At 31.4% G+C, this 24,943-nt stretch carries 19 protein-coding genes, 2 pseudogenes, 1 riboswitch and 1 other annotated feature; of the genes and pseudogenes, 12 read left to right on the top strand and 9 right to left on the bottom strand.

Features of this window, described 5'->3' with window-relative positions; all coding sequences use genetic code 11:
- Positions 1-112 precede the first annotated feature (112 nt).
- Together asd and AGR56_RS13520 are read left to right on the top strand one after the other, a co-directional pair.
- On the top strand, positions 113-1,183 hold the full coding sequence (gene asd, locus AGR56_RS13525) for an aspartate-semialdehyde dehydrogenase (RefSeq protein WP_053242676.1): 1,071 nt from the start codon (positions 113-115) through the stop codon (positions 1,181-1,183).
- Between the two features lie 451 nt (positions 1,184-1,634).
- Positions 1,635-2,558: a glycosyltransferase family A protein gene (locus tag AGR56_RS13520; protein WP_231016488.1), complete on the top strand. Its 924-nt coding sequence runs from the start codon at positions 1,635-1,637 to the stop codon at positions 2,556-2,558.
- A gap of 125 nt (positions 2,559-2,683) precedes the next feature.
- Here the strand turns inward: AGR56_RS13520 and AGR56_RS13515 are convergent, their stop codons facing one another.
- Complete coding sequence (locus AGR56_RS13515) at positions 2,684-3,139, bottom strand: Tn3 family transposase (RefSeq protein WP_278279702.1); 456 nt, start codon at positions 3,137-3,139, stop codon at positions 2,684-2,686.
- Between the two features lie 564 nt (positions 3,140-3,703).
- Here AGR56_RS13515 and AGR56_RS13510 point away from each other — a divergent pair.
- On the top strand, positions 3,704-3,997 hold the full coding sequence (locus AGR56_RS13510) for a SagB/ThcOx family dehydrogenase (RefSeq protein WP_053242674.1): 294 nt from the start codon (positions 3,704-3,706) through the stop codon (positions 3,995-3,997).
- 416 nt (positions 3,998-4,413) lie between these two features.
- Here the strand turns inward: AGR56_RS13510 and AGR56_RS13505 are convergent, their stop codons facing one another.
- The 6 genes and pseudogenes from AGR56_RS13505 to AGR56_RS13480 form a co-directional block, all read right to left on the bottom strand.
- Complete coding sequence (locus tag AGR56_RS13505; RefSeq protein WP_053242673.1) at positions 4,414-5,373, bottom strand: bile acid:sodium symporter family protein; 960 nt, start codon at positions 5,371-5,373, stop codon at positions 4,414-4,416.
- Positions 5,374-5,403: 30 nt separating this feature from the next.
- Positions 5,404-7,060 (bottom strand): annotated as a pseudogene (gene ilvD, locus AGR56_RS13500) (dihydroxy-acid dehydratase).
- A 620-nt stretch (positions 7,061-7,680) separates the two neighbouring features.
- Positions 7,681-7,879, top strand: a binding site (T-box leader).
- A gap of 110 nt (positions 7,880-7,989) precedes the next feature.
- The gene (locus AGR56_RS13495; RefSeq protein ID WP_053242672.1) at positions 7,990-8,883 is read right to left on the bottom strand and encodes a LysR family transcriptional regulator; all 894 of its coding nucleotides are present in this window, start codon (positions 8,881-8,883) and stop codon (positions 7,990-7,992) included.
- Between the two features lie 51 nt (positions 8,884-8,934).
- Entirely contained in the window at positions 8,935-10,155 is a 1,221-nt protein-coding gene (locus tag AGR56_RS13490) for a multidrug efflux MFS transporter (RefSeq protein ID WP_053242671.1), read from the bottom strand.
- Between the two features lie 93 nt (positions 10,156-10,248).
- Positions 10,249-11,079, bottom strand: a complete 831-nt coding sequence (locus AGR56_RS13485; RefSeq protein WP_053242670.1) for an AraC family transcriptional regulator — start codon at positions 11,077-11,079, stop codon at positions 10,249-10,251.
- 3 nt (positions 11,080-11,082) lie between these two features.
- Positions 11,083-11,928: a DUF4037 domain-containing protein gene (locus AGR56_RS13480; RefSeq protein WP_053242669.1), complete on the bottom strand. Its 846-nt coding sequence runs from the start codon at positions 11,926-11,928 to the stop codon at positions 11,083-11,085.
- Between the two features lie 205 nt (positions 11,929-12,133).
- Between AGR56_RS13480 and AGR56_RS13475 the strand changes: the two genes are divergently transcribed.
- The gene (locus AGR56_RS13475; RefSeq protein ID WP_053242668.1) at positions 12,134-12,646 is read left to right on the top strand and encodes a ferritin; all 513 of its coding nucleotides are present in this window, start codon (positions 12,134-12,136) and stop codon (positions 12,644-12,646) included.
- 374 nt (positions 12,647-13,020) lie between these two features.
- Here the strand turns inward: AGR56_RS13475 and AGR56_RS13470 are convergent, their stop codons facing one another.
- Positions 13,021-14,751 (bottom strand): multicopper oxidase, encoded by a 1,731-nt coding sequence (locus AGR56_RS13470; RefSeq protein ID WP_084757027.1) that lies wholly within the window; start codon positions 14,749-14,751, stop codon positions 13,021-13,023.
- A 345-nt stretch (positions 14,752-15,096) separates the two neighbouring features.
- Between AGR56_RS13470 and AGR56_RS13465 the strand changes: the two genes are divergently transcribed.
- From AGR56_RS13465 to AGR56_RS13445, 5 genes are read left to right on the top strand one after another with little or no spacing between them, the layout of a single operon-like run.
- Complete coding sequence (locus AGR56_RS13465; RefSeq protein ID WP_053242666.1) at positions 15,097-15,636, top strand: XRE family transcriptional regulator; 540 nt, start codon at positions 15,097-15,099, stop codon at positions 15,634-15,636.
- 28 nt (positions 15,637-15,664) lie between these two features.
- Positions 15,665-16,714 (top strand): spermidine/putrescine ABC transporter ATP-binding protein, encoded by a 1,050-nt coding sequence (gene potA / locus AGR56_RS13460; RefSeq protein WP_053242665.1) that lies wholly within the window; start codon positions 15,665-15,667, stop codon positions 16,712-16,714.
- Entirely contained in the window at positions 16,714-17,544 is an 831-nt protein-coding gene (locus tag AGR56_RS13455) for an ABC transporter permease (protein ID WP_053242664.1), read from the top strand. The genes potA and AGR56_RS13455 overlap by 1 nt, the downstream gene beginning before the upstream one ends.
- Positions 17,538-18,320, top strand: coding sequence for an ABC transporter permease (locus AGR56_RS13450; RefSeq protein WP_053242663.1), 783 nt, complete (start codon positions 17,538-17,540; stop codon positions 18,318-18,320). Before AGR56_RS13455 ends, AGR56_RS13450 begins: the two co-directional genes overlap by 7 nt.
- Positions 18,317-19,381, top strand: a complete 1,065-nt coding sequence (locus tag AGR56_RS13445; RefSeq protein ID WP_053242662.1) for a spermidine/putrescine ABC transporter substrate-binding protein — start codon at positions 18,317-18,319, stop codon at positions 19,379-19,381. The genes AGR56_RS13450 and AGR56_RS13445 overlap by 4 nt, the downstream gene beginning before the upstream one ends.
- Positions 19,382-19,788: 407 nt before the next feature.
- Here the strand turns inward: AGR56_RS13445 and AGR56_RS13440 are convergent, their stop codons facing one another.
- Complete coding sequence (locus AGR56_RS13440) at positions 19,789-20,976, bottom strand: cation diffusion facilitator family transporter (RefSeq protein ID WP_053242661.1); 1,188 nt, start codon at positions 20,974-20,976, stop codon at positions 19,789-19,791.
- A gap of 241 nt (positions 20,977-21,217) precedes the next feature.
- Here AGR56_RS13440 and AGR56_RS13435 point away from each other — a divergent pair.
- The 3 genes and pseudogenes from AGR56_RS13435 to AGR56_RS22020 all read left to right on the top strand — a co-directional run bounded on the left by AGR56_RS13435 (position 21,218) and on the right by AGR56_RS22020 (position 24,816).
- Positions 21,218-22,517, top strand: a pseudogene (locus AGR56_RS13435) (M18 family aminopeptidase).
- A gap of 173 nt (positions 22,518-22,690) precedes the next feature.
- A riboswitch (Lysine riboswitch) is annotated at positions 22,691-22,866 on the top strand.
- Positions 22,867-22,981: 115 nt separating this feature from the next.
- The gene (gene lysA, locus AGR56_RS13430; protein WP_053242660.1) at positions 22,982-24,271 is read left to right on the top strand and encodes a diaminopimelate decarboxylase; all 1,290 of its coding nucleotides are present in this window, start codon (positions 22,982-22,984) and stop codon (positions 24,269-24,271) included.
- A 338-nt stretch (positions 24,272-24,609) separates the two neighbouring features.
- Positions 24,610-24,816: a hypothetical protein gene (locus tag AGR56_RS22020; protein WP_242851449.1), complete on the top strand. Its 207-nt coding sequence runs from the start codon at positions 24,610-24,612 to the stop codon at positions 24,814-24,816.
- Positions 24,817-24,943: the final 127 nt, after the last annotated feature.

Below are 24,943 nucleotides of genomic sequence, written 5' to 3'. Positions count from 1 at the left end.
ATATTAATTAAGGATTATCGTACTAAGACTTAATTTATACATGTTTCAAAGCACTATGAGACACGCATAAATTAATAGTTAAGTCGATAACCCTATAAGGGAAGGTGCTATTATGAATAAATTGAAAGTGGGATTAATAGGCGGTACAGGCATGGTAGGACAAAGATTTGCATGCCTTTTAAAAGACCATCCTTGGTTTGAGGTTACTGTCATTGCTGCAAGTAAAAAATCTGCTGGTCTAACTTATGAAGAGGCGGTTAAAAATAGATGGAAGATGAATGAACCTATACCTGAAAGTGTAAAGAAGTTGGTGGTTAAAGATGCTTTAAGCATTGACGAAATATGCAGTGACGTAGATTTTGTATTTTGCGCAATTTCATTAAATAAAGAAGAAACAAGAAAACTAGAAGAAGCATATGCAAAGCATGAAACACCAGTAATTTCAAATAATTCAGCTAATAGATATGCCAAAGATGTTCCTATGGTTATACCAGAAATAAATGGAGATCACACAGCGATAATTGAAACTCAAAAAAAGCGTCTTGGAACAAAAAGAGGCTTTATTGCAGTTAAACCAAACTGTTCAATACAAAGTTATGTTCCACCAATAAGTGCACTACTTCAGTATAAACCTAAAGTAATACTTGCGTGTACTTATCAAGCAATATCAGGTGCTGGTAAAACCTTTAATGACTTTCCTGAAATAGTTGACAATGTAATACCTTTTATAGGCGGCGAAGAAGAAAAAAGTGAAAATGAACCTCTAAAGATATGGGGTAAAATTGAAAATAATGAGATTGTAAACGCTGAAAGTCCAATTATAACAACTCAATGCATAAGAGTTCCTATATCTGATGGACATCTAGCTGCTGTTTTTGTGAGCTTTGAAAAAAAGCCTTCAAAGGAAGAAATACTGTCTGCCTGGGAAAATTATAAAGCTTCAGAAATAGTGACTAATCTTCCAAGTGCTCCAAAGAAGTTTTTACACTACTTTACTGAAGACAATAGACCTCAGACTAAACTAGATCGTGATTTTGAACATGGAATGGGAATAACTATGGGAAGACTTAGAGAAGACAAGGTATATGACTATAAATTTGTCTGCCTATCACACAATACTTTACGTGGAGCGGCTGGCGGCGGAGTATTAACTGCTGAACTTTTAAAAGCCCAAGGTACCTAACCACGAAGTAACAATACTTCGCTCCCACGGTAGTGCAAGGAAAAAATTCTTCCGTAACTACGGAATTTTAGGTGTAGAAGAAAGATTTGATAATTTAATATGTGAAGCACAAGACACTATCAATTTATTATTGAAGGAAATTACTACTGTGCTAAAAAAGTGGAAAACTACTCTAACAAATTAAAACATTAGAGTAGTTTTTCTATATTTAATCATTCTTCAAAATCACAAACTTTAAGATATGTTGGAATCACAGGAGAACAAAAAAAGAAGTTTATTTACAATCTAATTTAGGATAGTTTATATACATATTAATATGCAAGATTTCATTTTAAATTATAGTAAAAAATGATATTATTATCTATATGCTTACATCGTAATTGTAAAAATGGTAAAGTAAAAATTATTAATATAATACATAGACAAATAGTAATTTAGGGAGGATATTATAGTGGATATAAATAATGATAAGCATTATATTAGCAAAGATGTCGAAGCAGTTATTACTAGTTTTAATCAGGGTTCTATGATTCTTGAAGCAGTTCGTTCTTTGTGCAACCAAACAACACTACCAGCAAGAATTATCATAGTGGATGATGGATCAACGGATGAGAACTCCATCAATATATTGAATAATATCAAATTGGATTCCAACATATCCGTTCCAGTAACAGTACTGCAGCAGCCAAACGGCGGAGTATCTGCTGCAAGAAATACTGGCATTCGTAGGGCACAAACACCAATGGTGTTGGTACTTGATGGAGATGATAGACTTGAACCCTCGTATATTGAGCAGGTTAGCCACATATTGCGCAATAATCCATCTATGATTGCAGCCTCATCTTGGATGCATACTTTCGGAGTTCTTGATGCAACAGTTTGTCCGTGCGGAGGTAACATAGCTGCATTTCTCGCACGTAATTGTTGCCCGGCAACACATATCCTTCGGCGTGAAGTATGGAAACAGTGTGGTGGCTATGATGAGTCCATGTGCTCCGGTTTTGAGGACTGGGATTTCTTTTTAAGTATGTTGGAAACTATGCCAGATACATATATTGGAATTGTCGAAAGACCGTTAATAGACTATCGTACTGCACCTGACTCGTCAAATGTAAAAAGCATGTCGAAGCGACTTGATCTCATGCGCTTTATTATTGAAAAACATATCAATGCATATCGTGAGCATGTAACTGAAGCGATACTGGGTATTGAATCCACATCTATATCAAGGCTTTACGGATGGGAAAGTGAAATTCTCCATACGATAACTATAAAACATACTCTAAGCAAAGTATCAGATGATTTTATAGATCATCCATCGTATGGTGATGGTGGGATGGCTGCGGCAGTTCGTATTGCGTCATCTCATAAATAAGTGTCATAAGTTCCAATTTGTAGAGTTGAGGTAATATAATTTTAGATTCAGTTATGTCTTATATTTCTTATAGTGTGACTCAAATCCTACCTTTTTCATTTTTAAGGAATATGTTTAAAATATATTTAGAGTAATAATGTTCTTAATTTACCATTCTTAATTTCCGCTGGTAAATTAAGGTAATATATACCCATAATATTAATATATTCGTAACCTAATGGTGATAATTTTTGTATATCAACATCACTTATATCGTAACCAGTAATTTTCAAAGAATCAATGGCTGTTTCAATATAACGTGTATTCCACACAACTATAGCATTAACAATAAGTCCCAATGCACCTAATTGATCTTCTTGTCCTTCTCTATATGCTTGATGAAGTTCTCCTTTTTTACCATAGAATACAGCGCTTGCAAGGCTATGACGTGATTCACCACGATTTAATTGAGTTAGAATCTTACGCCTATAAGTTTCGTCATCAATATATGTAAGATTATGCTGAGTTTTATAAATACGTCCTAATCCTCCAATTGCACGCCCTAACATTGTCGGTTTTCCTCCACTTTGTAGTGTCTCAATAAGCTGAGCTGAAAAACTGTTTTACTGAAGGTGATGCTCGTTGTGATGAGCTTGGGTTAACTTGGTGATAACAAATGTTCAATTACTACGCAACCACAACATGTTTAACATAAATGGTGTAAAAGAAATTAGTAAAATAAATATGCTATAATAAGTGATATAATTAATTGGGAATGGTAGAATAATACGATTTAACGTAGGTATTGAAAATAATTTAAACATAAGAGGTGTAGAGATGAGTGAAATAAATACTTATAGAGATTTTTTAAAATCAAATATAGGGTTAACTGACAATATTTCAGATAGGGAAAAAAAGATACCACATCCACAAATACAAAAAAAACATAGATAAAAGTGATAGTATCATTAATTTACCTTCAATAAATGAATTGTTGATAAAAGATAGAGATAGTTATAACTGCATAAAAAAGAGACGAAGTAGAAGGAAGACACCCATTTAAAACATATTTAGTTATTAATAATGTAGACGGAATAGAAAAAGGTATTTACCGTTTCCTATCCTTGACAAATCAATTAATCTTCTTGTTCTATGATTAAGATTACATGGAAAAGTTAAACAAGTACACATTTGGGCAAAAATTCATTGGACAAGGTGCGGTAATATTTATATGGAGTTGTGTCCCTTATCGTTCAGAATGGGAATATAATATAAGTGCACATAAGGCTATATTACTAGACGCAGGTCATATGTGTCAAAATTTATATCTTACCTGTGAAAGTATTGGACTTGGTACATGTGCAATTGCTTCATATATGCAAAAAGATATGGATAAATTTTTAAAACTTGATGATGACGAAGAATTTGTTATCTATTTAGCACCAGTAGGAAAATATTAAAAACAATCTTTAGATAAATTTATTAATAGTGAATAGAAAAATTTAAGTAAATTAAATCATAACATTCTAACTAGACGTACTAACTCAAAAGGTAGTGCGGCTTTTTTATTCCTACTTTGTCACTGGTTACACGGATACTACCATTAACCCATAATGCATTAACTGTTTGTGAGCTGAATATACATACAAAACTCCAAGAACTAATTAATTATAAATTATGCAATCAAAAAAGAAGCCTTTATTTAAAACCACATAGCAGAAAAAATTCCTGTTGACTATGTATGGTATCATATCCTATAGGGAAAGCGGATATAGAAAAGAATTAAATTGGCTAACTAAATCAACAAATGGTAAAGGATTTAACAATGCACTGCATGTCAAATCCTTTACTTAGTTATATAACATTATTATATTCTTTATTCTATTATTTTTTCATTTGTATTTTCAACATTATTGAAAACTTGCTTATTTGCCCAAAAACTAGCCAAAGTTGGTCCCGAAATATTATGCCAAACACTGAATATTGCTGCTGGAATAGCGGATAATGGTGAAAAGAAGCTCATAGCTAAGGATACTCCTAATGCTGAATTTTGCATTCCAACTTCAAAAGCAACTGCTCTTCTTTTAGCCTCATCCATTTTCATTACTTTAGCTGCCAGATATCCAAATAAGAAACCAAATAAATTGTGAAGTACGACTGCTCCTATTGAAATTGCTGCTGTTGTTATAAGTTTTTTAGAATTGGCCCCCACAACTCCTCCAACTATTAAAACTATAGCAACCACAGATACTATAGGAAGAAACTTTACTATTTCTTTAGAAGCATTTCCTGCAACCTTATTTACTACTACACCAAGAACAATTGGCAATATAACTATTTTTGCAATATCAATAAATAGTTCCAATACTGGTATCGATACCCATTTTCCAGCTAACAAAAGTATTAAAAGAGGTGTAAACAGTGGTGCTAAAAGTGTTGAAACCGAACTTATACATACCGAAAGTGCTAGATCTCCCCCTGCAATAAAGCACATTACATTTGAAGCAGTACCACTTGGACAACATCCAACAAGTATTACTCCAACAGCAATCTCTTTTGGAAGTCTTAATGCAACGCATAAAAGATATGCGATGCACGGCATTATGATATAATGTGCTACTACGCCAATGAGCACATCTTTCGGTCTTGTAAAAACTTCCTTAAAATCTTCTTTTTTAAGAGTCATACCCATGCCAAACATTATAATTCCAAGAAGCAGCGATACTTTTGGAACTACCCACAAAAATGTACTAGGTCTAAATAGTCCTATTGCTGCAACTAAAATTACTAAAAGTGCAAAATACTTATTACATAATTTACTTATCTTTTCTATCACTTAATTAGCCCTCTTTCTATAAAACATTTCTTATTTTAGTACTGCCCCAGTATTAGCAGATGTAACTAGCTTTGCATATCTAGATAAATACCCACTTTTGATTTTAGGTTCTGGATTTACATGATTCAGCTTTCTTTTTTTCAATTCATCTTCACTTACTTTTAATTCAAGTTTTTTATTTGGTATATCTATAAAGAGCGTATCTCCTTCTTCTACAAGACCTATTAATCCACCTTCCATAGCTTCCGGTGATACATGTCCAATAGCTGCTCCTCTTGTGGCGCCTGAAAATCTACCATCTGTAATAAGGGCTACATCTTTATCAAGTCCCATTCCTGCTATGGCTGATGTTGGTGAAAGCATTTCTCTCATTCCTGGACCTCCCTTTGGTCCTTCATATCTTATTACTACAACATCCCCTTTATTTATTCTGTCTCCAAATATAGCATCAACAGCTTCTTCTTCTGAATTGAATACTCTTGCAGGACCCTCATGTACAAGCATTTCCTTTGCCACAGCAGATTCCTTAACAACACAGCCATCAACTGCAATATTCCCCCTCAATATTGCAATTCCACCTTTGTTACTATAAGGATTATCAACACTTCTTATGACCTCATAGTCCTCTACTTTATAATTTTCCACAGTTTGCCCAACGGTTTTCCCCGTAATTGTCATACATTCTTTATTAATTAGATTTTTCTTACAAAGTTCATTCATAAGGCTGGTATTCCACCTGCCATATGCAAATCCTCCATATGATGTTTTCCACTTGGACTTAGCTTAGTTAAACATGGTGTTCTTCTACTTATTTCATCAAATAAATCTAAATTAAGTTCAATTTCTGCTTCATGAGCTATTGCTGGAAGATGAAGCACCGTGTTAGTAGAGCCTGCCATGGACATATCAACTGTTATAGCATTTTCAAAAGCTTTTAATGTCATTATATCCCTTGGTCGTCTATTGTTTTTAACACAATCCATTACGTACATGCCAGCATATTTTGCAAGTTGATTTCTCTCCCAGTTTGTGCTAAAGCTGAGCCATTTAAAGGCAATCCCATTCCAAGAACTTCTGTAAGGCAATTCATACTGTTTGCTGTAAAAAGTCCTGAACATGAACCACATCCTGGACATGATCTTTTAGTCTCTTCTTCAAGTTCCTCCTCTGTTATCTTTCCATCACTACAAGTTCCAACCATCTCTATACATGTACTAAAATCTAAAGTTTTATTTTTTAATTTTCCTGATCTCATAGGTCCTCCACTAACTACTACTGCAGGAATATTTAGTCTTGCAGCGGCCATAAGCATTCCTGGAACAATTTTATCGCAATTAGGAATTAAAACTAGTCCATCAAAACCATGGGCCATCGCCATAGCTTCTATAGAATCAGCTATAAGCTCTCTGCTGGCAAGTGAATACTTCATTCCTATATGTCCCATGGCAATTCCATCACAAACTGCAATAGCTGGAAATTCCATAGGCGTCCCTCCTGACATAGCTACTCCAAGTTTTGCAGCTTTAGCAATTTCATCTAAATGCATATGACCCGCAACTACCTCATTTTGAGAATTTACAATACCTATAAGCGGTTTGTCAATTTCCTCCTTGGTATACCCCATTCCATACATTAATGCTCTTGCTGGAGCCGCTTTAACTCCCCTTTTAACAGAATCGCTTTTCATTATATATCCTCCTCTTGAATATTAAATTTTTTGTGATTGTTTTGAATATTATGATTACTTTTTGCAATATAATAGCTCTCTTTTAAAAAATTGCATAAAAAAACAGCCAAAACTCTCTCCTTGGGGCGAGAATCTTAACTGCGCGGTACCACCCAAACTTTTACTTAAAGCAATAATAATAGATGTGCTCATATTTTGTGGTATAAAAACAAAGATAAATTACAAGATTACTTAGATAATTGCAAAAATCTCAGAACATAATCTTTCATTTTACCCTTAATTATTTCTCTATAATAAATTCAATTTCAACTTAACAAATTTTAGTGTATGACATGATGATAATACCATAGTTGTATAATGTCAATAGTTTTTTATTATTTTTCTAAAATTATTTTTTCTACATTATATTCAAAAAAAACGTATAAAAAAAGCATAATTTTAAGCAAAAAATTATTATTTTGAAAGTTTTTAATTGTATTTATTAACATTTTTAAAATAAGAAAACGATTATATCTTATATAATTTTAAATTAAATTTGAATTTTTCCATAGTTTGCATTAAATTTATTTAATTTTCTCTGTTGACATAAAAAACTTTTTTATATTATAGTAATTGCAAACACAAAAACGATGACGGAGACAAGTAAGCAAACATATGCTTTCAGAGAATGGGAGTTTGGTGGGAACCCATAAGCTAAAGTTTGTTGAAAATCACTCCAGAGTTGCAGACTGAAATTATTTAGAGTAAGTTGTGCCGGTAATGCCGTTATAATCATAAGTAATAATTTGGGTGGTACCGCGACAGACATTCGCCCCATAATGGGAGTTTGCCTGTCTTTTTTATACTTTAAATTTCTTTATATAAATTTCATTTTAATTTTAGTGTGTATTATAATTTCTATGTTTCAAGTTGTTCATCTATGCTATGCATTAAATATTTTTGCCTATTATATCCTTTGAAAGTTTAAGAAACGCATTTAGAGCTGGCGATATCCATTTATCTTTGTGATATAAAATTTGAGATATAATTCCAAATTCAGGGCCTGCCCAATTAAGTGCAATCATTCTTCCACTCTCAAGTTCATCCTTAACCGATACTTTAGGAAGCAGTGTTATTCCAAGTCCACTCATGGTAAATTGTTTTATAGCCTGAACACTTCCAGTTTCAAGGACAAGATTAGGTTTTATATTGTACTCATTTAAAATATTTTCAAATGCTGCTCTATAACTACAGCCTGTTTCTGTTAGTATAAGAGGTTCGTTTTCAATATCCTTGGGAAACACCTCATCTTTACCTATTAAATGGTGACCAGGATAGGCTAAAAGCACCATTTCCTCATCAAATTCAACCTCTGATATAAAATCTTCTGAATCTATTTTAGTGCCTAGAGAAAAGGCCACATCAATTATGTTGTTCTTTAAAAAATGTCTAAAATCGGCACAACTTCCGAATTTTAAAGATACTTCAACTTCCGGATAAAGTCTCCTATATTCTTTTAGTATTTCTGGAAGTCTAATTACACACAAGGATTCTGCCGCTCCAATAGTCAATGTACCTGTTGGTTTTTCATCATTAACTGCTACATTTTTAATTTCATAGGATAGCTTTAACATTTGCTTAGCATATGGTAAAAGCCTTTTTCCTTCATGAGTCATTGTTACATTTTTTCCTATTCTCTCAAAAAGCCTCACACCAAGTTCTTCTTCAAGAAGTTTAATTTGATTGGTTATAGTTGATTGAGCATAACCAAGCATATTCGCTGCTCCTGTAAAACTATGGAGCTTACTTATGGTCACAAAGGCATTAAGCTGCTTAAAATCCATATAATCACCATCTTCATCTAATTATTAAATTATATTTATCTCTTTTTATCTTTAACTGCATTTTGGTAAGTATTTATTGTTATATTCTTTAGCCAACCTTTTATACACCGTTTCATAAACCCATAACGCATTTAATAACAATAGGGTACTAGTAACAAAAAACACACTTCTTATTCCAAAATGCGAGGATATTTGTCCGCCAAATACCGATCCAGCAAATGTTCCTAAGTATTGAGCTGACATACTATAACCAAATATTCTTCCTGTAACAGCTTCTGGAGATAATTTTTTTACCAAGGTATTAACAGATGGTATTAACCCAGCTGTAGCAAGACCTAATAAGAATCTAAGCCCCATAAGCTGCCATGGACTCTTTACAAATGCTTGTGGTATAAAAAACACTCCAGCAGCAATAAGTGAGCCCAATATAACTTTTCGTGCTCCTATTTTATCAGAAAGTCTTCCAAGCCTAGGTGCAGAAATTATACTTGCAAGTCCTGAAGCAGAAAATGCTAAACCAGAAATCAATGCCACATGAGAACCATCATGTGACAACTGCTTAATATAAACTGTAACTATTGGCTCTATTGAGTAAAGTGCTAATTGCAGAACAAAAGCAGTTATAAACATTGTTATTAGTATACCTTTATCGGGCAAGATGCTCCAGATCTCTTTAGCACTCATAACCTTCTTATCTGAACGTTTAAAATCTTCCTTTACAAATATTAAAGTTGCTATAAAAACTACAACCATAAGGCTGCCTGTTATAAAGAAAACACCCTGCGGTCCAATTACTTCATCTATAAAACCACCTATTATCGGACCTAACAATGCTCCAGAAACTGAAGCTGTTGAAAGGGTTCCTAGTGCCCATCCAGCATGCTCCTTATCTGCTTGGGTTGCAATTAATGTTATACATGCTGTAGTATAGCCGGTAATTACTCCTTGCAAAAGCCTAAGTCCTATAAGCTGATATATATTAGTTGCAAAACCAGTAGAACCTATAACAATCGACATACCAAGACTTGCACGTAAAAGCATAGGTTTTCTTCCAAACTTATCTGCTGCTTTACCCCATATTGGTGAAAAAATTGCTGACACTATAAATGTGACTCCAAAAGCAATTCCAGATATCTGTTCTATACTATTAGTATTGTGTACCCCTAAATGATTCACGTATAAAGGTAATATAGGTGCAATTTGACTCATTCCAATGGCAGTTATGAACATTCCCACCCAGCAAACCACCAAATTCCTTCTCCATAATTTCATGGATATAATCCCTTCCTTCATTTGTGTAAAATAAATATATGAAAATTATATCCAAATTATAAGCCTTGAATTCCAGTAATACCATGCAATATATTAAACTTCATGGACATTCTTGCCACAAAATTCTTTTGGACTTATTCCTTCTATTTTTTTAAATATTCTGCTAAAATAAAACTCATCCTTATATCCAACAATTTCTGCAACTTCCTTTATCTTTTTATCTCCCTCAATAATAAGTTCTTTAGCCTTATCTATTTTCATTTTATTAAAAAACTCAATTATTGAATAACCCGTAGTTTTTTTAAACACCTTTGATAAGTATGTTGGAGATAAATTTACAAGCTGTGATAATTCACTTAAAGTTATCTTTTTATTTATATTATCTGTCATAAATTTTATAATTATTTTTATCTTTAAAGAATTTGAATAATTTGGTGACCTTACTTCTACAGATCTAAAAATTTTAAATAAAATTCGTTGAAACATTGTCTTAGAAACAAACTCATAACCTGGAAACTTTTCATACCAAACTTCTAGCATACTTCTCATTAAACTCTTAATACTATAATAATTATCTAAAAATTGGACTTCTCGTAATGGCAAATCGTCTTTTTCATACTTTATTTTCCACTTATTGTTGTCAAATTCTACATTAGTAAAACTAAAATGAACTGATATAAAATTTAATGGATCATTTAGATCTGGTTTAATGCAATGAAAAATATCAGGTTTTAAATATAAAAGCATTCCTTGCTCTGCCTTATACATCTTATTTGAAATAGTAACGCTGCCATTTCCTCCAGTTATAAGAATAAATTCATGGTGATTTATTTTTCTAGAAATTGTCTTTAGCAATCTATCTTTATCTGTACAGTCTCTTTTATTACAATAATGAATGTAAAATATTAAATCATTTATATTCATACTTTATTTCATCCATTCATTCCATAAGCCTTCTTTTTTTAAAAATGCATTTAAATTATTGATTAATAAGTCTATTTCTTCTAATATTTTAAAGTCACCTGCTGCTGAAAATTTCAAAATATTACCTACATTTAAATCCATATCTACTGGAACTCTAAGATCTCTTTCTCTTATAATTTTTAGTAACTTTTTCTCACCTGGATGAAGCATTTCATTTACAGCAAAAATTATATCAAAATAGCTTGCAAAAAAAGCTGCTATCCTATGATTTACACTTATAAAGTCATCTCTTTTTAACGCTTTTTCAATTTGATAATAATAGGCAGGCATTTTACTTTTAAGTAAAGGATAATTTTTCTTTAATATATTCTCCTTTAATTCTTTTGGATAGGGTACTGCACACTCATCCTGCAGCTTATTTAACTTGCCAGCTTTGTCGTATAATATAACTGAATTTTTTATATTTGACCAAAAGCAAGTTGTATATCCAGTATCAGCTTCGCATTTTACAATAGTCCTGTCTAATGAATCATTAATCCAATCTAAATTTCTATATATTATTTCAACTTGAACATTGCCCTCTTTTAATGTCACATCATCTTCTGTCTCCCAAAACCGGTTGTCTAACTCCATATAACTGCAATACTTATCAGTTATTTTTCTTCTTTCATCTACTGATATATCTTTGCTTAAATAAACATACACATCATAATCTGAAAATTTATCGTTTGTTTTAACTGCACGTGACCCTGCTAATAAAATCCCTTCTACTTCCCTTAATTCCGAAAAATCATTAAGCATTTCAATAATATCGTTATTCATTTCTAAATCATCAATTTTTCTAATCATACTGCACCTCTTAAACATAAATATATTTTTATTATACTACAAATAATTTTAATATTTTAGGATATAATCTTAAATAAATAGTCATCAAAATATAATATTTTTTACCGAATTTTGCTATATAATTTGCCTTTTTTTATTTTTTTGTTTAAAATTATGTATAACATATATAGTTTTGTGTTCTTTAAAAATTATGGAGGTGAATATTATGTTAAATGAAAAAATATCGTTTCTATTAAATGATCAAATTAATTTTGAATTTTATTCTTCATATTTTTATCTTGATATTTATAATTATTTTATGAACAAGAATCTTGACGGCTTTGGAAATTGGTTTTTTGTTCAAGTGCAAGAAGAAAAAGATCATGCTATGTTATTTTTTAAATACATGCTCAATAATGGTGAAAAAATTAATTTAAAACCTATAAACTCATCTGATATAAAATTTGAGACCTTCTATGAACCACTTGAAGCAACATTTAAACATGAGCAAAAAATAACCGAATGCATTAACAAAATATATTCTGCTGCTTTTTCTATAAATGATTTTAGAACCACACAATTCTTAGACTGGTTCATAAAAGAGCAAGGAGAAGAAGAAAAAAACTCGGAAGATTTAATGAAAAAATTTGAATTATTCGGTAACGACCCTAAAGGATTGTATTTGCTAGATAATGAACTTAAAGCAAGGGTCTATGCCCCACCAACGCTTATAATTTAAAAATATTGCGAAGTAACAGTATCTTGAGATATTAAATGGAAACTATAAATCTAAGGTGATAATTGTCAAAATTCTAAGAAGTTTCAATAACTCGCTATCGTTCAAACAGATTGAAACTTCTAAGCCTTTTAACAATTATCACCTAAGATTTATTAGCTTTCATTTAAATCATCTCTTCAATATTGTTACTTCGCTAAACCGGAAATGCAAGGTAAATTTTTCTCCGGTTCCCTACGAAAAACACTCTATAATCACTGTTAATCAATAAATCAGTGGACAAGTTCACACCCAAAATTCCGTAGGTACGGAGAAATTTTTTCCTTGTACTGCTGAAGGAACGATTTATAGAACTTTTTTAATGTTACAAAACAGTATTACTTCGTAATAATTTTAAGCGGTCTCATCATCTCATTATCTTCATGATCAAGTATATGGCAATGCCAAACATATCCTGGTCCTGAGGATGGATTAAATGGGAAAATATTAACTCCAGGCTTAACTAAATCTGGATCAGCGTATTGAGGTGCAAATCTAATTACAATTCTAGTAACTTCTCCAGGGTTTACCCTAATAGTATCTTTCCATCCACCCTCATTCCCATCAGGCAAAATCGGATCTCCAACAAGATATCCTTCAGTTGGAAGAACAACAGTAGGATGATTTAATGGTGGCTCTCCATTAAATTCAAGCCATTTAGTGCTGTAATCATCAACCTTAAATAATTGTCTATTTAAAATTTGAAATTGAACTAAATGCAAATGAATAGGATGTGCATCTCCAGTAAGATTTACAATTTCCCACTCTTCTGTTGAACCTACTACTGGGGTTTCAGAAACTGGTGCTGACCATTTTTGCCCATTAAGTAGGACCTCAAGCGGACCATTTTCACCAGCAACTTCAAACAAAACTAAAGTTCTTTTAGGAACATCTGGTGTAAGTTTCGGAATTACATTTAATTTTTTAGGAAGCTTTAATTTCTTAATTGGTCGGCAATTTAAAACAGTAAATTGCATGATCTTTCCTACGGTATCTGAATCTGGAACCTCACCACTTGGGAATGGTGCATTCGCTGTATTTTGAAGTATAAGCTTCTTCCCAGATGTTATTTTTGAAAAGTCGACTAATATATCTGCTCTTTCTCCTGGTGAAAGAAGGATAGAATTAAGTTTTACTGGTTCTTCTAAGTATCCCCCATCACTACCTATCTGAAAGAACTCCATATCATTAGAAAACTTGAAATTATAAAATCTAGCATTTGAGCCATTTAATATTCTAAAACGATATTCTCCTTTATCTACATTCAAATTAGGCCATGTTCTGCCATTTACCATAATTGTATCTCCAAAAAACTCTGGCTGCCAATATGGATGAATATCTGGATTAATTCCTACATTAGGAAAATTAAAAGAACCATCTATATTAAAAGTTCTGTCTTGAATTACTAGTGGAATTTCATGCCTTTTGTCCGGAAGTATTTTCCCTGGAATATCAAGTGGATTTTTAGGATCTCTTATTATATAAAATCCAGCCAATCCCATAACGACATTAAGTCTTGTAATTCCAAGAGTATGATCATGATACCATAATGTAGTTGGGTTTTGCTTATTTGGATATCTATAAAGGGATGTTATGAACTCACTTCCAATTTTATTTTCTCCTTCAGTGAACCATGCATCCGGATGCCCATCAAAAACTGAACTATTTTCTCCTCCATGAACATGAGTAACAATTGGAACTGGAATTTGAGCTTTAGTGAGTCCTGGTGGAAAAGGTGGAACAGAACTTGATTCAACCATTCCTATATTATTAGGATCTGCCCAGTGAAGTGTTGGATCTACCGGCAAAAGACTTGGTCCATTTAAATTATTAATCCACTGAACATTCATCGTTACACCTCTTACAGCTTCAAAGGTTGCTCCTGGTGCTCTTCTAAAATTATTTATTATTTTACCTGTAATCTTACTAAAAACCCTACCACCATATCCAAAAACTGTGGTCATTGGAAAACCATCTGGAAGTATTTGCTCTTTAAATTGACTTACATAAACTATATAATTATGGCTTATTATTTCGCCAGAACTAGCCTTTTTTACAACTTTAGGCATATAGACTGGAGGAATAATCAACTGACTTATAAATTTAGGTATTTTTTGGGATCAATAGTAGTCATTTTCTTATCAAAACTCCTTTCAACACTACTTAATTATTGCAGTATTTATCTTCATGTTTAGTCTCATAATATGTTGCAAATATTTTTACTGTTACAGATTTAGGTGATAACCATCCTTCCTTAATATGCGCTATATTAAAACTTTTTCTCAAAATCTAATTAAATATTGATTTATGAAAAAATGTTTGTATAATTATTTATTGTTAAGTTTAGTATATTTAAACTTAAAGTTTACATATACTATCAATATGAACGAAATTTTATAATTGTGTGGTGGATTATGGAAATAGGAAAAAAAATCAAAAGGCTTAGAATAGAAAGGCAGCTTACTCAAGAAGAACTTGCAAATAGATGTGAACTCTCAAAGGGTTTCATATCACAAATAGAAAGAGATCTCACTTCACCTTCCATAGCTACTTTAACAGATATTTTGGATGCCTTAGGAACTAATTTACCTGAGTTCTTCAAAGAAGATTGTGAAGAAAAAGTAGTTTTTAAAAAAGACGATATGTGTGAAACTTCAGATGAAGCTTTAAAGTACAATCTTATGTGGCTTGTTTCAAATTCTCAAAAGGACTCTATGGAACCTGTCATCCTTACGCTTAATGAAAATGGACAATATCCTGAAGATGAGCCTCATGAAGGTGAAGAGTTTGGATATGTTTTAAATGGCACAATAAATATCAAACTAGGAAATAAAAAATACAAGGTTAAATCAGGTGAGAGTTTTTATTTTAAAGCCAATGTAAATCACCAAATACTAAATCATGGGAAGAAAACCGCCAAAATTATATGGGTAAGTTCTCCTCCTTCATTTTAATATTTCAAAAGAGGTGTTTAAACTAATTATGGAAAGCGATATCATAATAAACTTAAGAAACATAACCAAGAAATACGACAACAATACCGTTCTCAATAATTTAAACCTTGCAGTAAGAAGAAATGAATTTATCACTCTTTTAGGTCCAAGCGGTTGTGGAAAAACAACTACATTGAATATAATTGCAGGCTTTGAAACACCTGATGACGGGAAAATTATTTTTGAAGGAAAAGAAATTAATTCTGCTCCCCCTTATAAAAGACAAATAAATACAGTGTTTCAAAAGTACGCATTATTTACTCATATGAATGTTTATGAAAATGTTGCTTTTGGTCTTAGAGTAAAAAAGCTTCCAGAAAAAATTATAAAAGAAAAAGTAAAAAATATGTTAAAAATGGTTGAACTTGAAAGCTTTGAAAAAAGATCAACAGATTCTTTAAGTGGAGGGCAACAACAAAGAGTTGCAATAGCCAGAGCGCTTGTAAATGAACCAAAGCTCTTACTTCTTGATGAACCACTTGGAGCTCTTGATTTAAAGCTTAGGAAAGAAATGCAGCTTGAGCTTAAAAACATTCAAAAAAAGCTTGGCATAACATTTATATTTGTAACACATGACCAAGAAGAAGCCCTTACAATGTCTGATACCATAGTTGTTTTAAATAAGGGCAATATACAACAAATTGGAACTCCTGAAGATATATATAATGAACCCAGAAATAAATTTGTTGCAAATTTTATAGGCGCAAGCAATATCATAGATGGAGTTATGTTAGATGACTATAAAGTTAATTTTTATGGAATTAATTTCAACTGCGTAGATAAAGGTTTCAATAAAAATGAAGAAGTTGACGTAGTAATAAGACCAGAGGATATAAAAATTTCAGATAAAGAAACAGGAAAACTACAGGGAAAAGTTATTTCTGTTGTGTTTAGAGGAGTTCACTACGAAATTAAGGTTGAGATAAATAATGCTATATGGATAATTCACAATACAAAACATACCATAATTGGAGAAGAAATAGGTATAAATATATTTCCTGATGATATACACATTATGAGAAAGCCTTGCAATCAGTAATGAAAAAGAAAACTTCATTATCTCAATATCCTTATTTAATTTGGAGCATAATTTTTATAGTTGTTCCTATTTTTCTCGTAATATATTTCAGCCTTACAAATAGTGACAGAATCTTTACGCTAGATAATTATAAGAAATTATTTAATTCCCTATATATGTTAGTATTTTTTAACTCCATAAAATTAGCACTTATTTCTACAATTATATGCCTTCTTTTAGGTTATCCCGCTGCCTATATAGTTTCAAAAGCTAAAATTAAAACACGAAATATTTTAATGCTTTTACTTGTAATTCCTATGTGGATGAATTTTTTATTAAGAACCTATGCTTGGATGTCAATTTTAGGTAAAAACGGTATAATAAATAAAATATTTGCTTTTATAGGTATTTCTAAAGTGGACATTCTATATACAAACACAGCAGTTATACTGGGCATGATATATAACTTTCTTCCATTTATGATAATTCCTATATATACAGTTCTTATAAAGATAGATAAGGATGTAATAAAAGCTGCTTCTGATCTTGGCGCAAATAGATTTGTTGTTTTTAAAAGAGTAATTTTTCCTTTAAGCATACCAGGAATAATGTCTGGTATAACCATGGTATTTATGCCTGCTGTTTCAACCTTTGTAATATCCAAACTCCTAGGCGGTGGTCAGTTTATGCTTATAGGTAACCTTATTGAGTCTCAATTTACAACGGTTGGAGACTGGTATTTTGGATCTGCTATATCAATTTTAATGATGGTTATAATATTAATTTCAATGGCCATACTTTCAAGATTTGATAATACAGAAGATGTTAAAGGAGGTGGCCGTCTATGGTAAGAAAATATATAAAAAAATTTTATTTAACCTTAGTTTATATTTTTTTATATGCCCAATATTTTTCCTTAATTATATTTTCCTTTAATTCAGAAAAATATTCCTCAAACTGGGGACACTTTTCACTAAAATGGTATAGTTCATTGTTAAGTGATGATAGAATACTTACTGCACTTTATTATACAGTTCTTGTTGCTATAGTTTCGTCAGTAACATCAACAATATTTGGAACCTTAAGTGCAATATCCATAGACAAGGTGTCTGGAATACAAAAAAAGGCAATACTAAACTTCAATAATATACCAGTACTTAATCCTGATATTGTAACTGCTGTATCCTTAATGACACTCTTTATATTTTTCAAAATACCTTTTGGGTTAATTACACTGATCATAGCACATATCGTATTTTCTACACCTTATGTAATATTATCTGTGCTTCCAAAACTTAAGCAGCTTCCAAAAGATATCGTGAAGGCCTCTTTAGATCTTGGGGCTACACCAAGATATACTATGCGAAAAATAATATTACCGCAAATAAAACCTGGCATAGCAGCTGGTTTTTTGTTCGCTTTTACAATGTCTATAGATGACTTTGTAATCAGCTTTTTTAATACGGGAAATGATGTCACTAACCTCTCAATTGAAATATACTCCATGGCAAGAAGAGGTATTAGTCCGGAAATAAATGCATTATCTACGCTGATGTTTTTAACCATCTTAATATTATTGTTCCTTGCAAATGGGAAAGAATTTTTATCTAAGGAGGAAAAGAAATGAAAAATATAAAAAAAATCATATCAATTTCCGCTGCACTAATGATAATTGTTTCAATGTTTACGGGCTGCAGCATAAAACCAGGTTCAACTAAAGAAACCATTAATGTTTTTAACTGGGGAGAATATATCGATGAAGGTATAATAAAAGATTTCACACAAAAAACAGGTATAAAGGTAAACTATCAAACCTTTTCAACCAACGAAGAAATGTACCAAAAAGTAAAATCTGGCACAAATAAATACGATCTTATCTGCCCATCAGATTATATGATTGACAGAATGATTAAAGAAGATCTTGTACAACCAATTAATTTTAAAAATCTGCCTAACTATTCTAATATAGATAGCAAATATAAAAATTTAAACTATGATCCTAAAAACAAATATTCAGTGCCATATATGTGGGGAACTATAGGAATAATCTATGATAAGACTCAAATTAAAGATAAAATAGATAGTTGGAATATACTTTGGAACACAAAATATAAAGGCAAAATTTTCATGTCAGATGACATGAGAAACTCTATAGGTGTTTCACTCAAGCGTTTAGGTTTCTCTGTTAACTCCACAAATAAAGAACAAATTAATAAAGCAGCAGATGAGCTTATAAAGCAAAAACAAAATATGAATCCAGTTTATATAGGTGACGAAATAAAGGATTCTTTACGAAATGGCGAGAAACCAATTGGAGTTATTTATTCTGGAGATGCAGCTGTGCTTATGAAAGAAAAGTCTGGAAAATTTGAATATGTGATACCAAAGGAAGGTACAAATTTATGGTTTGACAGCTGGGTAATTCCCAAAAACGCTTCAAATAAAGTAGCAGCCGAGAAATTTCTTAACTTTTTGCTCGATGCAAAGGTCAATAAAAAGAATGTAGATTATATTGGCTATGGAACACCTAATAAAGCCACTTATTCTCTCTTAAAAAATGAAGAAAAAAATAACAAAGCTTCTTATCCAGATGATGCTTCTCTCAAAAATTCCGAAGTATTCACAGATCTCGGAAATACCAGAAAGTTTTACAACGACTCCTGGGTAAAAATAACTGCAAAGAAGTAAACATATAAGGGGTTTGGGTCTTCAGACCCATTATCCTTCTTAACAAAATGCTATGCTCTCTTTATATATAAGGGGTTTGGGTCTTCAGACCCATTATCCTTCTTAACAAAATGCTATGCTCTCTTTATATATAAGGGGTTTGGGTCTTCAGACCCATTATCCTTTTTGACAAGCAAAGCTATGTCAAACCCTTCACTTTTTCACATAAGTGAAAAAGTTAGTTTTTTAATGAGCAGGGCGAATTAAAACCCTTCACTCAGCTCGACAAATTCTAGTTTGTAAGGATAAATTTGGTATTGGTAATTTAAATATTTCAGCTTGTTTATCTATAGTGAGTTACTAAAAGTTCTTTGAAATTTTTGATTTTAGATTTATAAAATTTATTTAAGTACTGATAATCAATTAATTTACAAGGTTTCTGTATAATCTCTATCTATGGTTATTATTGCTTCGTATTTAGGATGAACTCTTCTTATTTCATTTTCGATGTTATTTATAAGTTGATTTTCAGCGTCTTTTGAAATATTAACGTCAAAGGTTATAACAATATCAAATATAAGCTTTTTGTGGTCACCGGTTCCAACAATTCTAAAATCGTGAAAAGAATTTATTTGAGGGAATTTTTTTAATATATATGATACTTCCTTTCTGGTTTCGTTAACCTCTTCTGAATCTGTGAGTATAGGGTCCATGTGTATAACTATAAGCATATTTAGTTTTTCAGATATTTCTTTTTCAGCCCTATCTATTTCATCATGAATTTTCATTATTGGCACATTGTAAGGAACTTCTGCATGGAATGACGCCATGGATCTCGTAGGACCATAGTTATGAATTATAAGATCATGTATCCCTATAATTAAATCATATTTTATTGCAAGGCTTTTTATATTTTTTACCAAGGCTGGATCGGGAGCTTGACCCAAAAGAGGATCAATAGTGCTTTTCATTATGGAAAAACCAGAAAATATTATGAAAATGGCAACTACAATTCCCACATATCCATCAACAGAAATATGAAAAGATGCCCATACTAAGAGTGAAATTATTACTCCAGAAAGTATAAAGACGTCATTTAGAGCATCTGCACCAGCTGCTGAAAGTGCAGAGGAATTGATTTTTTTACCAATGTATTTATTAAAATGACTTAGCCATAATTTTAGCGGAATAGCAATTATAATTATGATAAAAGAAATTAAATTAAATTTAGTCTCTTCCGGATGTATGATTCTTAAAAATGAGCTTTTCACAAATTCAAAGCCTACAACCAATATTATAGCTGATACTAATAAAGAAGAAAGATATTCAATTCTTCCGTGACCAAAAGGATGTTCTTTATCAGCTGGTTTGCTTGAAAGCTTAAAGCCAATGAGAGTTACTAGAGATGAACTAACATCTGCAAGATTATGAAAGGCATCTGCAATTACTGCAATGCTGTTTAACATAAATCCTATAATAAGTTCAATTAAAAACAGAATAAAATTAACTATTAATCCCATTATGCTGCTTAATATTCCATAATTTTCGCGAACCTTTTTATCAGCAGTATCGTCATGATTTCTTATGAATTTGGATATAATTAAATTTGAAAACAAAATAATCACTTCCTTATATAATAGATAAAAATTTTAAGTTATGTTAAAAAAATCTTGATGCATAATTGTGTTACGAGGTTCAAATATAATTAATTTTAATTATAACACATTTGGTAAATATACTGGAAAAAAATAATTGTATTTTGTATACTATAACTATATATAGTGTTAGTGGAATAAATCGTATTAGTATCAATTTTAAAATTACAGGCAGTATAATGATAAATTTGGAGGATGACATATGAAAAATGAATTAGAATATGCTGAAGAATTGATTGACTTTATTTATAAAAGTCCATCACCTTTTCATGCAGTAGATAGCATAAGCAGTGTGCTTAAAGATAATGGCTTTATAGAATTAAATGAAGAAGATAGATGGGAAGTTCAAAAAATGGAAGATATTTTGTTACAAGAAATAGTTCAGCTTTAATTGCCTTTGGTGTTGGAAGTGGCGTTATTGCGAAAAAGGATTTAAAATAATAGGAGCCCATACAGATTCTCCTACTTTTAGGATAAAACCAGATCCTGAAATTATTTCAGAAGGGTCATATTTAAAGTTGAATACAGAAGTGTATGGAGGACCTATTTTAAATACTTGGCTTGACAGGCCCTTATCTATAGCAGGAAGAGTAACTCTAAAAGGAAGGAGCATTTTAAATCCTAAAACTGAACTTATAAATATTAATAGGCCTATACTTATAATACCTAATCTTGCGATACATATGAATAGAAATATAAATAAAGGCATAGAATTAAATAAGCAAATTGATATGCTTCCTGTGCTTGGACTTATTAACGATAGCCTTGAGAAAGATAATTATCTTGTTAAGTTAATAGCAAGTGAATTAAATGTAGATATAGAGGATATAATGGATTTTGATCTTGTGCTTTACGAATATGATAAAGGCTGTATAATGGGATTAAACAATGAATTTATATCTAGCAGCAGATTAGACGATTTAGAAATGGTTCATGCAGGAGTAACTGCCTTAACAAAGTCAAGCGTATCGGAAATGACAAATGTTCTTGTGTGCTTTGATAATGAAGAGATAGGAAGTTCCAGTAAGCAAGGAGCCGATTCTCAATTTTTATCTGATATACTTGAAAGAATAGTGTTATCTTTTGGTGGTGATAGAGAAGATTTCTTTAGAGCTCTTAACAAATCCTTTATTATATCTTCTGATTCAGCACATGCGGTTCACCCTAACAAAGGTGAAAAGGCAGATCCAACTAATAGACCTCACATAAATGGTGGACCTGTAATTAAAATAAATGCAAATCAAAAGTATACTTCTGATAGCAATTCTATATCAGTGTATACTGAAATATGTAAAAAAGCAGGAATTCCATTTCAGAAATTTGTAAACAGATCAGATGAAACTGGAGGTTCTACAATTGGACCTATAAGTTCAACACATTTAGCATTGAGATCTGTTGATATAGGAACAGCACTGCTTGCAATGCATTCTATAAGAGAATTGTGTGGAGTTGTGGATCATTTATATGTTGAAAAATCTTTTGAAGAATTCTACAATCTATAACTCAATTAAAGTCTTAAAAACATATTGTATATTTATGAGTATTATGCTACAATAAAAAAAATTGATATTAGTGAAATCAGTTTAACTAGATTTATATATGTCTCGAAATGCCTTGAAAATCGTTGTTTTAAAACATATATGCAATAAGTTTTCTATTGATTTCACGATTAAAAGCCTAATGTAGAGGTGCTTTAAGTTAAGAGTAGTTGTTTTAGCTAGCAGGCAATTATAAACAGCGAAAGGAGCTTTTAGCCGAAGATGAATAAACTGGCAGGTTAGTCATCTGGCTTTATGCACAATATGTATAAAGTTGTCGCTTGAGTTTTTTAAGTGGAGAGCTACAAGGTTCACAAAGTTGTATGTATGCGGCAGAGTTGAACTTTGCCGTATTATTTTATTTACTATTGTATAATTATAACAATAAATATTTTTTTATGCAGAAACTAATTAAAGAGGTGTGAAGGGTGAAATTATTTGGAAGCATGTCAGTAAAGGATAATGAATTATATATAGGTGGTGTAAGTTCAAGCAATCTTGCTAAGGAATATGGAACTCCGCTTTACGTTATAGACGAGGAACTTTTAAGAAATAATTGCAAAAGTTATCGTGACAATTTTTGCAAGAATAATACAGTTGCATATGCAGGAAAAGCGTTTTTACCTGTTGCAATGTGCCAAATTATAAGTGAAGAAGGACTTAATCTTGATGTTGTTTCTGGGGGAGAATTATATACAGCATACAAGGCAAAATTTCCAATGGAAAAAATACTATTTCACGGAAATAATAAAACAATAGATGAGATTAGAATGGGAATAAGTTTTGGTGTAGGAAGATTCGTTGTTGACAATTTTTATGAAATTGAAAAAATAAACGAAATAGCAGCAAAGGAAAATGTGGTACAAAAAATATTTTTAAGAATAACTCCGGGAATAGAAGCCCATACCCATGAATATATAAAAACAGGGCAAATTGATTCTAAATTTGGATTCACACTTTCAAATGGTGATGCTCTTGAAGCTGTTAGAGAAGCTATCAAATTTAAAAATGTTGAACTTGTAGGACTTCATGCTCATATTGGTTCTCAAATATTTGAAATAAGTCCTTATTTAGAAGAAGTAGATGCTATGTTAAGCTTTATTAAACAAATAAAGGACAAGATAGAGTATGATATTAAGGAGCTTGATCTTGGGGGAGGCTTTGGAATCTACTATACAAAAGCAGATAAGCCGAGGACCACTGAAGAATTTTGTAGTGCTATACTTAAAGAGGCCGATAAAAAAAGCGCAGAACTTGGAATTAAGCTTCCAAGGCTTATTATAGAACCTGGAAGATCAATTATAGGAAATGCAGGTACAACTTTATATACAATAGGTTCTATAAAAAATATACCTGATATAAGAAAGTATGTATCTGTTGATGGTGGAATGACGGATAATATAAGACCTTCACTATATAATGCTGAATATGAATGTTCAATCGCAAATAAATTTAATGATTCAAAAGAAAAGGTAACTATATCTGGAAAATGCTGTGAATCTGGAGACATACTTTTAACAGATGTTGAGATATCAGAAGCAAAAAGTGGTGACTTACTTGTAGTTTCAACAACAGGAGCTTATGGATATTCTATGTCTAGTAATTACAATAAGATACCTAAACCAGCAGTTGTTTTGGTCAAAGATGGTACTTCAAAGTTGATATGCAAAAGAGAAAGCTATGAGGATGTAATAAGAAACGAGCTTTCAATTCTATAAAATTAATGTGTTGCTATTTTTAAATAATACCTTATAATAATTTAAGTTGTATACAAATTTACAACTAAAATTCCGTAGGTACGGAGGAATTTTTTCCCTTGAATTACCATGGAAGCGAAGTAACAGTGCTGAAGGAACAATTTAAAAAAATCCAATAAATCTTGGTAAAAAAATCGAAATATCTTAGGAATTTTCGATTTTTTTATCTTAGATTTATGGATTTCTTTTAATGTTACAAAGAACTGTTACTTCGCATTTTTTTTATAAATTAGGGAATAATAATTCAAGTTAGGATATATAGGAAAATTAAAATATAGTTGCTGAAAGGATGAATTGTTATGCCTTACATGTATTTATTAGCGATAGTAGTAGCTTTAATTCTGTTATATGTGATTATAATTTCATTAAAAAATAATTCTAATTATTCTTTTGATGATGTTCCATATATTGATGATGTTGAAAGTGAAAAATTGGAGAATCATGCTGTAGAACTTTCTAAATATCATAAGGCTACAAGAAAAAGGAGCAGCAAAAAAGTCTTATAAGAAGACTTGACTTAAGCTATGAAAGTATTTTAAGGGGCTATGAGTATATAGACAGAGATATCAGAAATAATAGAGAAATAGTTCCAGCAGCTGAATGGCTTCTTGACAATTTATACCTTATAGAAAA

Source organism: Clostridium sp. DMHC 10 (assembly GCF_001270375.1).
Classification (GTDB): Bacteria; Bacillota; Clostridia; order Clostridiales; family Clostridiaceae; genus Clostridium_S; species Clostridium_S guangxiense.
Note: the sequence above shows the minus strand (reverse complement) of the source record. Positions and strands in the feature narration are given on the sequence as shown.

Coding starts and splice junctions, on each gene's coding strand:
- AGR56_RS13445 (WP_053242662.1), top strand. CDS start 18,317: ATGAAAAATATAAAAAAAATCATATCAATTTCCGCTGCACTAATGATA.
- AGR56_RS13480 (WP_053242669.1), bottom strand. CDS start 11,928: ATGATTAGAAAAATTGATGATTTAGAAATGAATAACGATATTATTGAA.
- AGR56_RS13510 (WP_053242674.1), top strand. CDS start 3,704: ATGGAAAAGTTAAACAAGTACACATTTGGGCAAAAATTCATTGGACAA.
- AGR56_RS13495 (WP_053242672.1), bottom strand. CDS start 8,883: ATGGATTTTAAGCAGCTTAATGCCTTTGTGACCATAAGTAAGCTCCAT.
- AGR56_RS13470 (WP_084757027.1), bottom strand. CDS start 14,751: ATGCCTAAAGTTGTAAAAAAGGCTAGTTCTGGCGAAATAATAAGCCAT.
- AGR56_RS13450 (WP_053242663.1), top strand. CDS start 17,538: ATGGTAAGAAAATATATAAAAAAATTTTATTTAACCTTAGTTTATATT.
- AGR56_RS13465 (WP_053242666.1), top strand. CDS start 15,097: ATGGAAATAGGAAAAAAAATCAAAAGGCTTAGAATAGAAAGGCAGCTT.
- AGR56_RS22020 (WP_242851449.1), top strand. CDS start 24,610: ATGCCTTACATGTATTTATTAGCGATAGTAGTAGCTTTAATTCTGTTA.
- AGR56_RS13490 (WP_053242671.1), bottom strand. CDS start 10,155: ATGAAATTATGGAGAAGGAATTTGGTGGTTTGCTGGGTGGGAATGTTC.
- AGR56_RS13485 (WP_053242670.1), bottom strand. CDS start 11,079: ATGAATATAAATGATTTAATATTTTACATTCATTATTGTAATAAAAGA.
- AGR56_RS13475 (WP_053242668.1), top strand. CDS start 12,134: ATGTTAAATGAAAAAATATCGTTTCTATTAAATGATCAAATTAATTTT.
- asd (WP_053242676.1), top strand. CDS start 113: ATGAATAAATTGAAAGTGGGATTAATAGGCGGTACAGGCATGGTAGGA.
- potA (WP_053242665.1), top strand. CDS start 15,665: ATGGAAAGCGATATCATAATAAACTTAAGAAACATAACCAAGAAATAC.
- AGR56_RS13455 (WP_053242664.1), top strand. CDS start 16,714: ATGAAAAAGAAAACTTCATTATCTCAATATCCTTATTTAATTTGGAGC.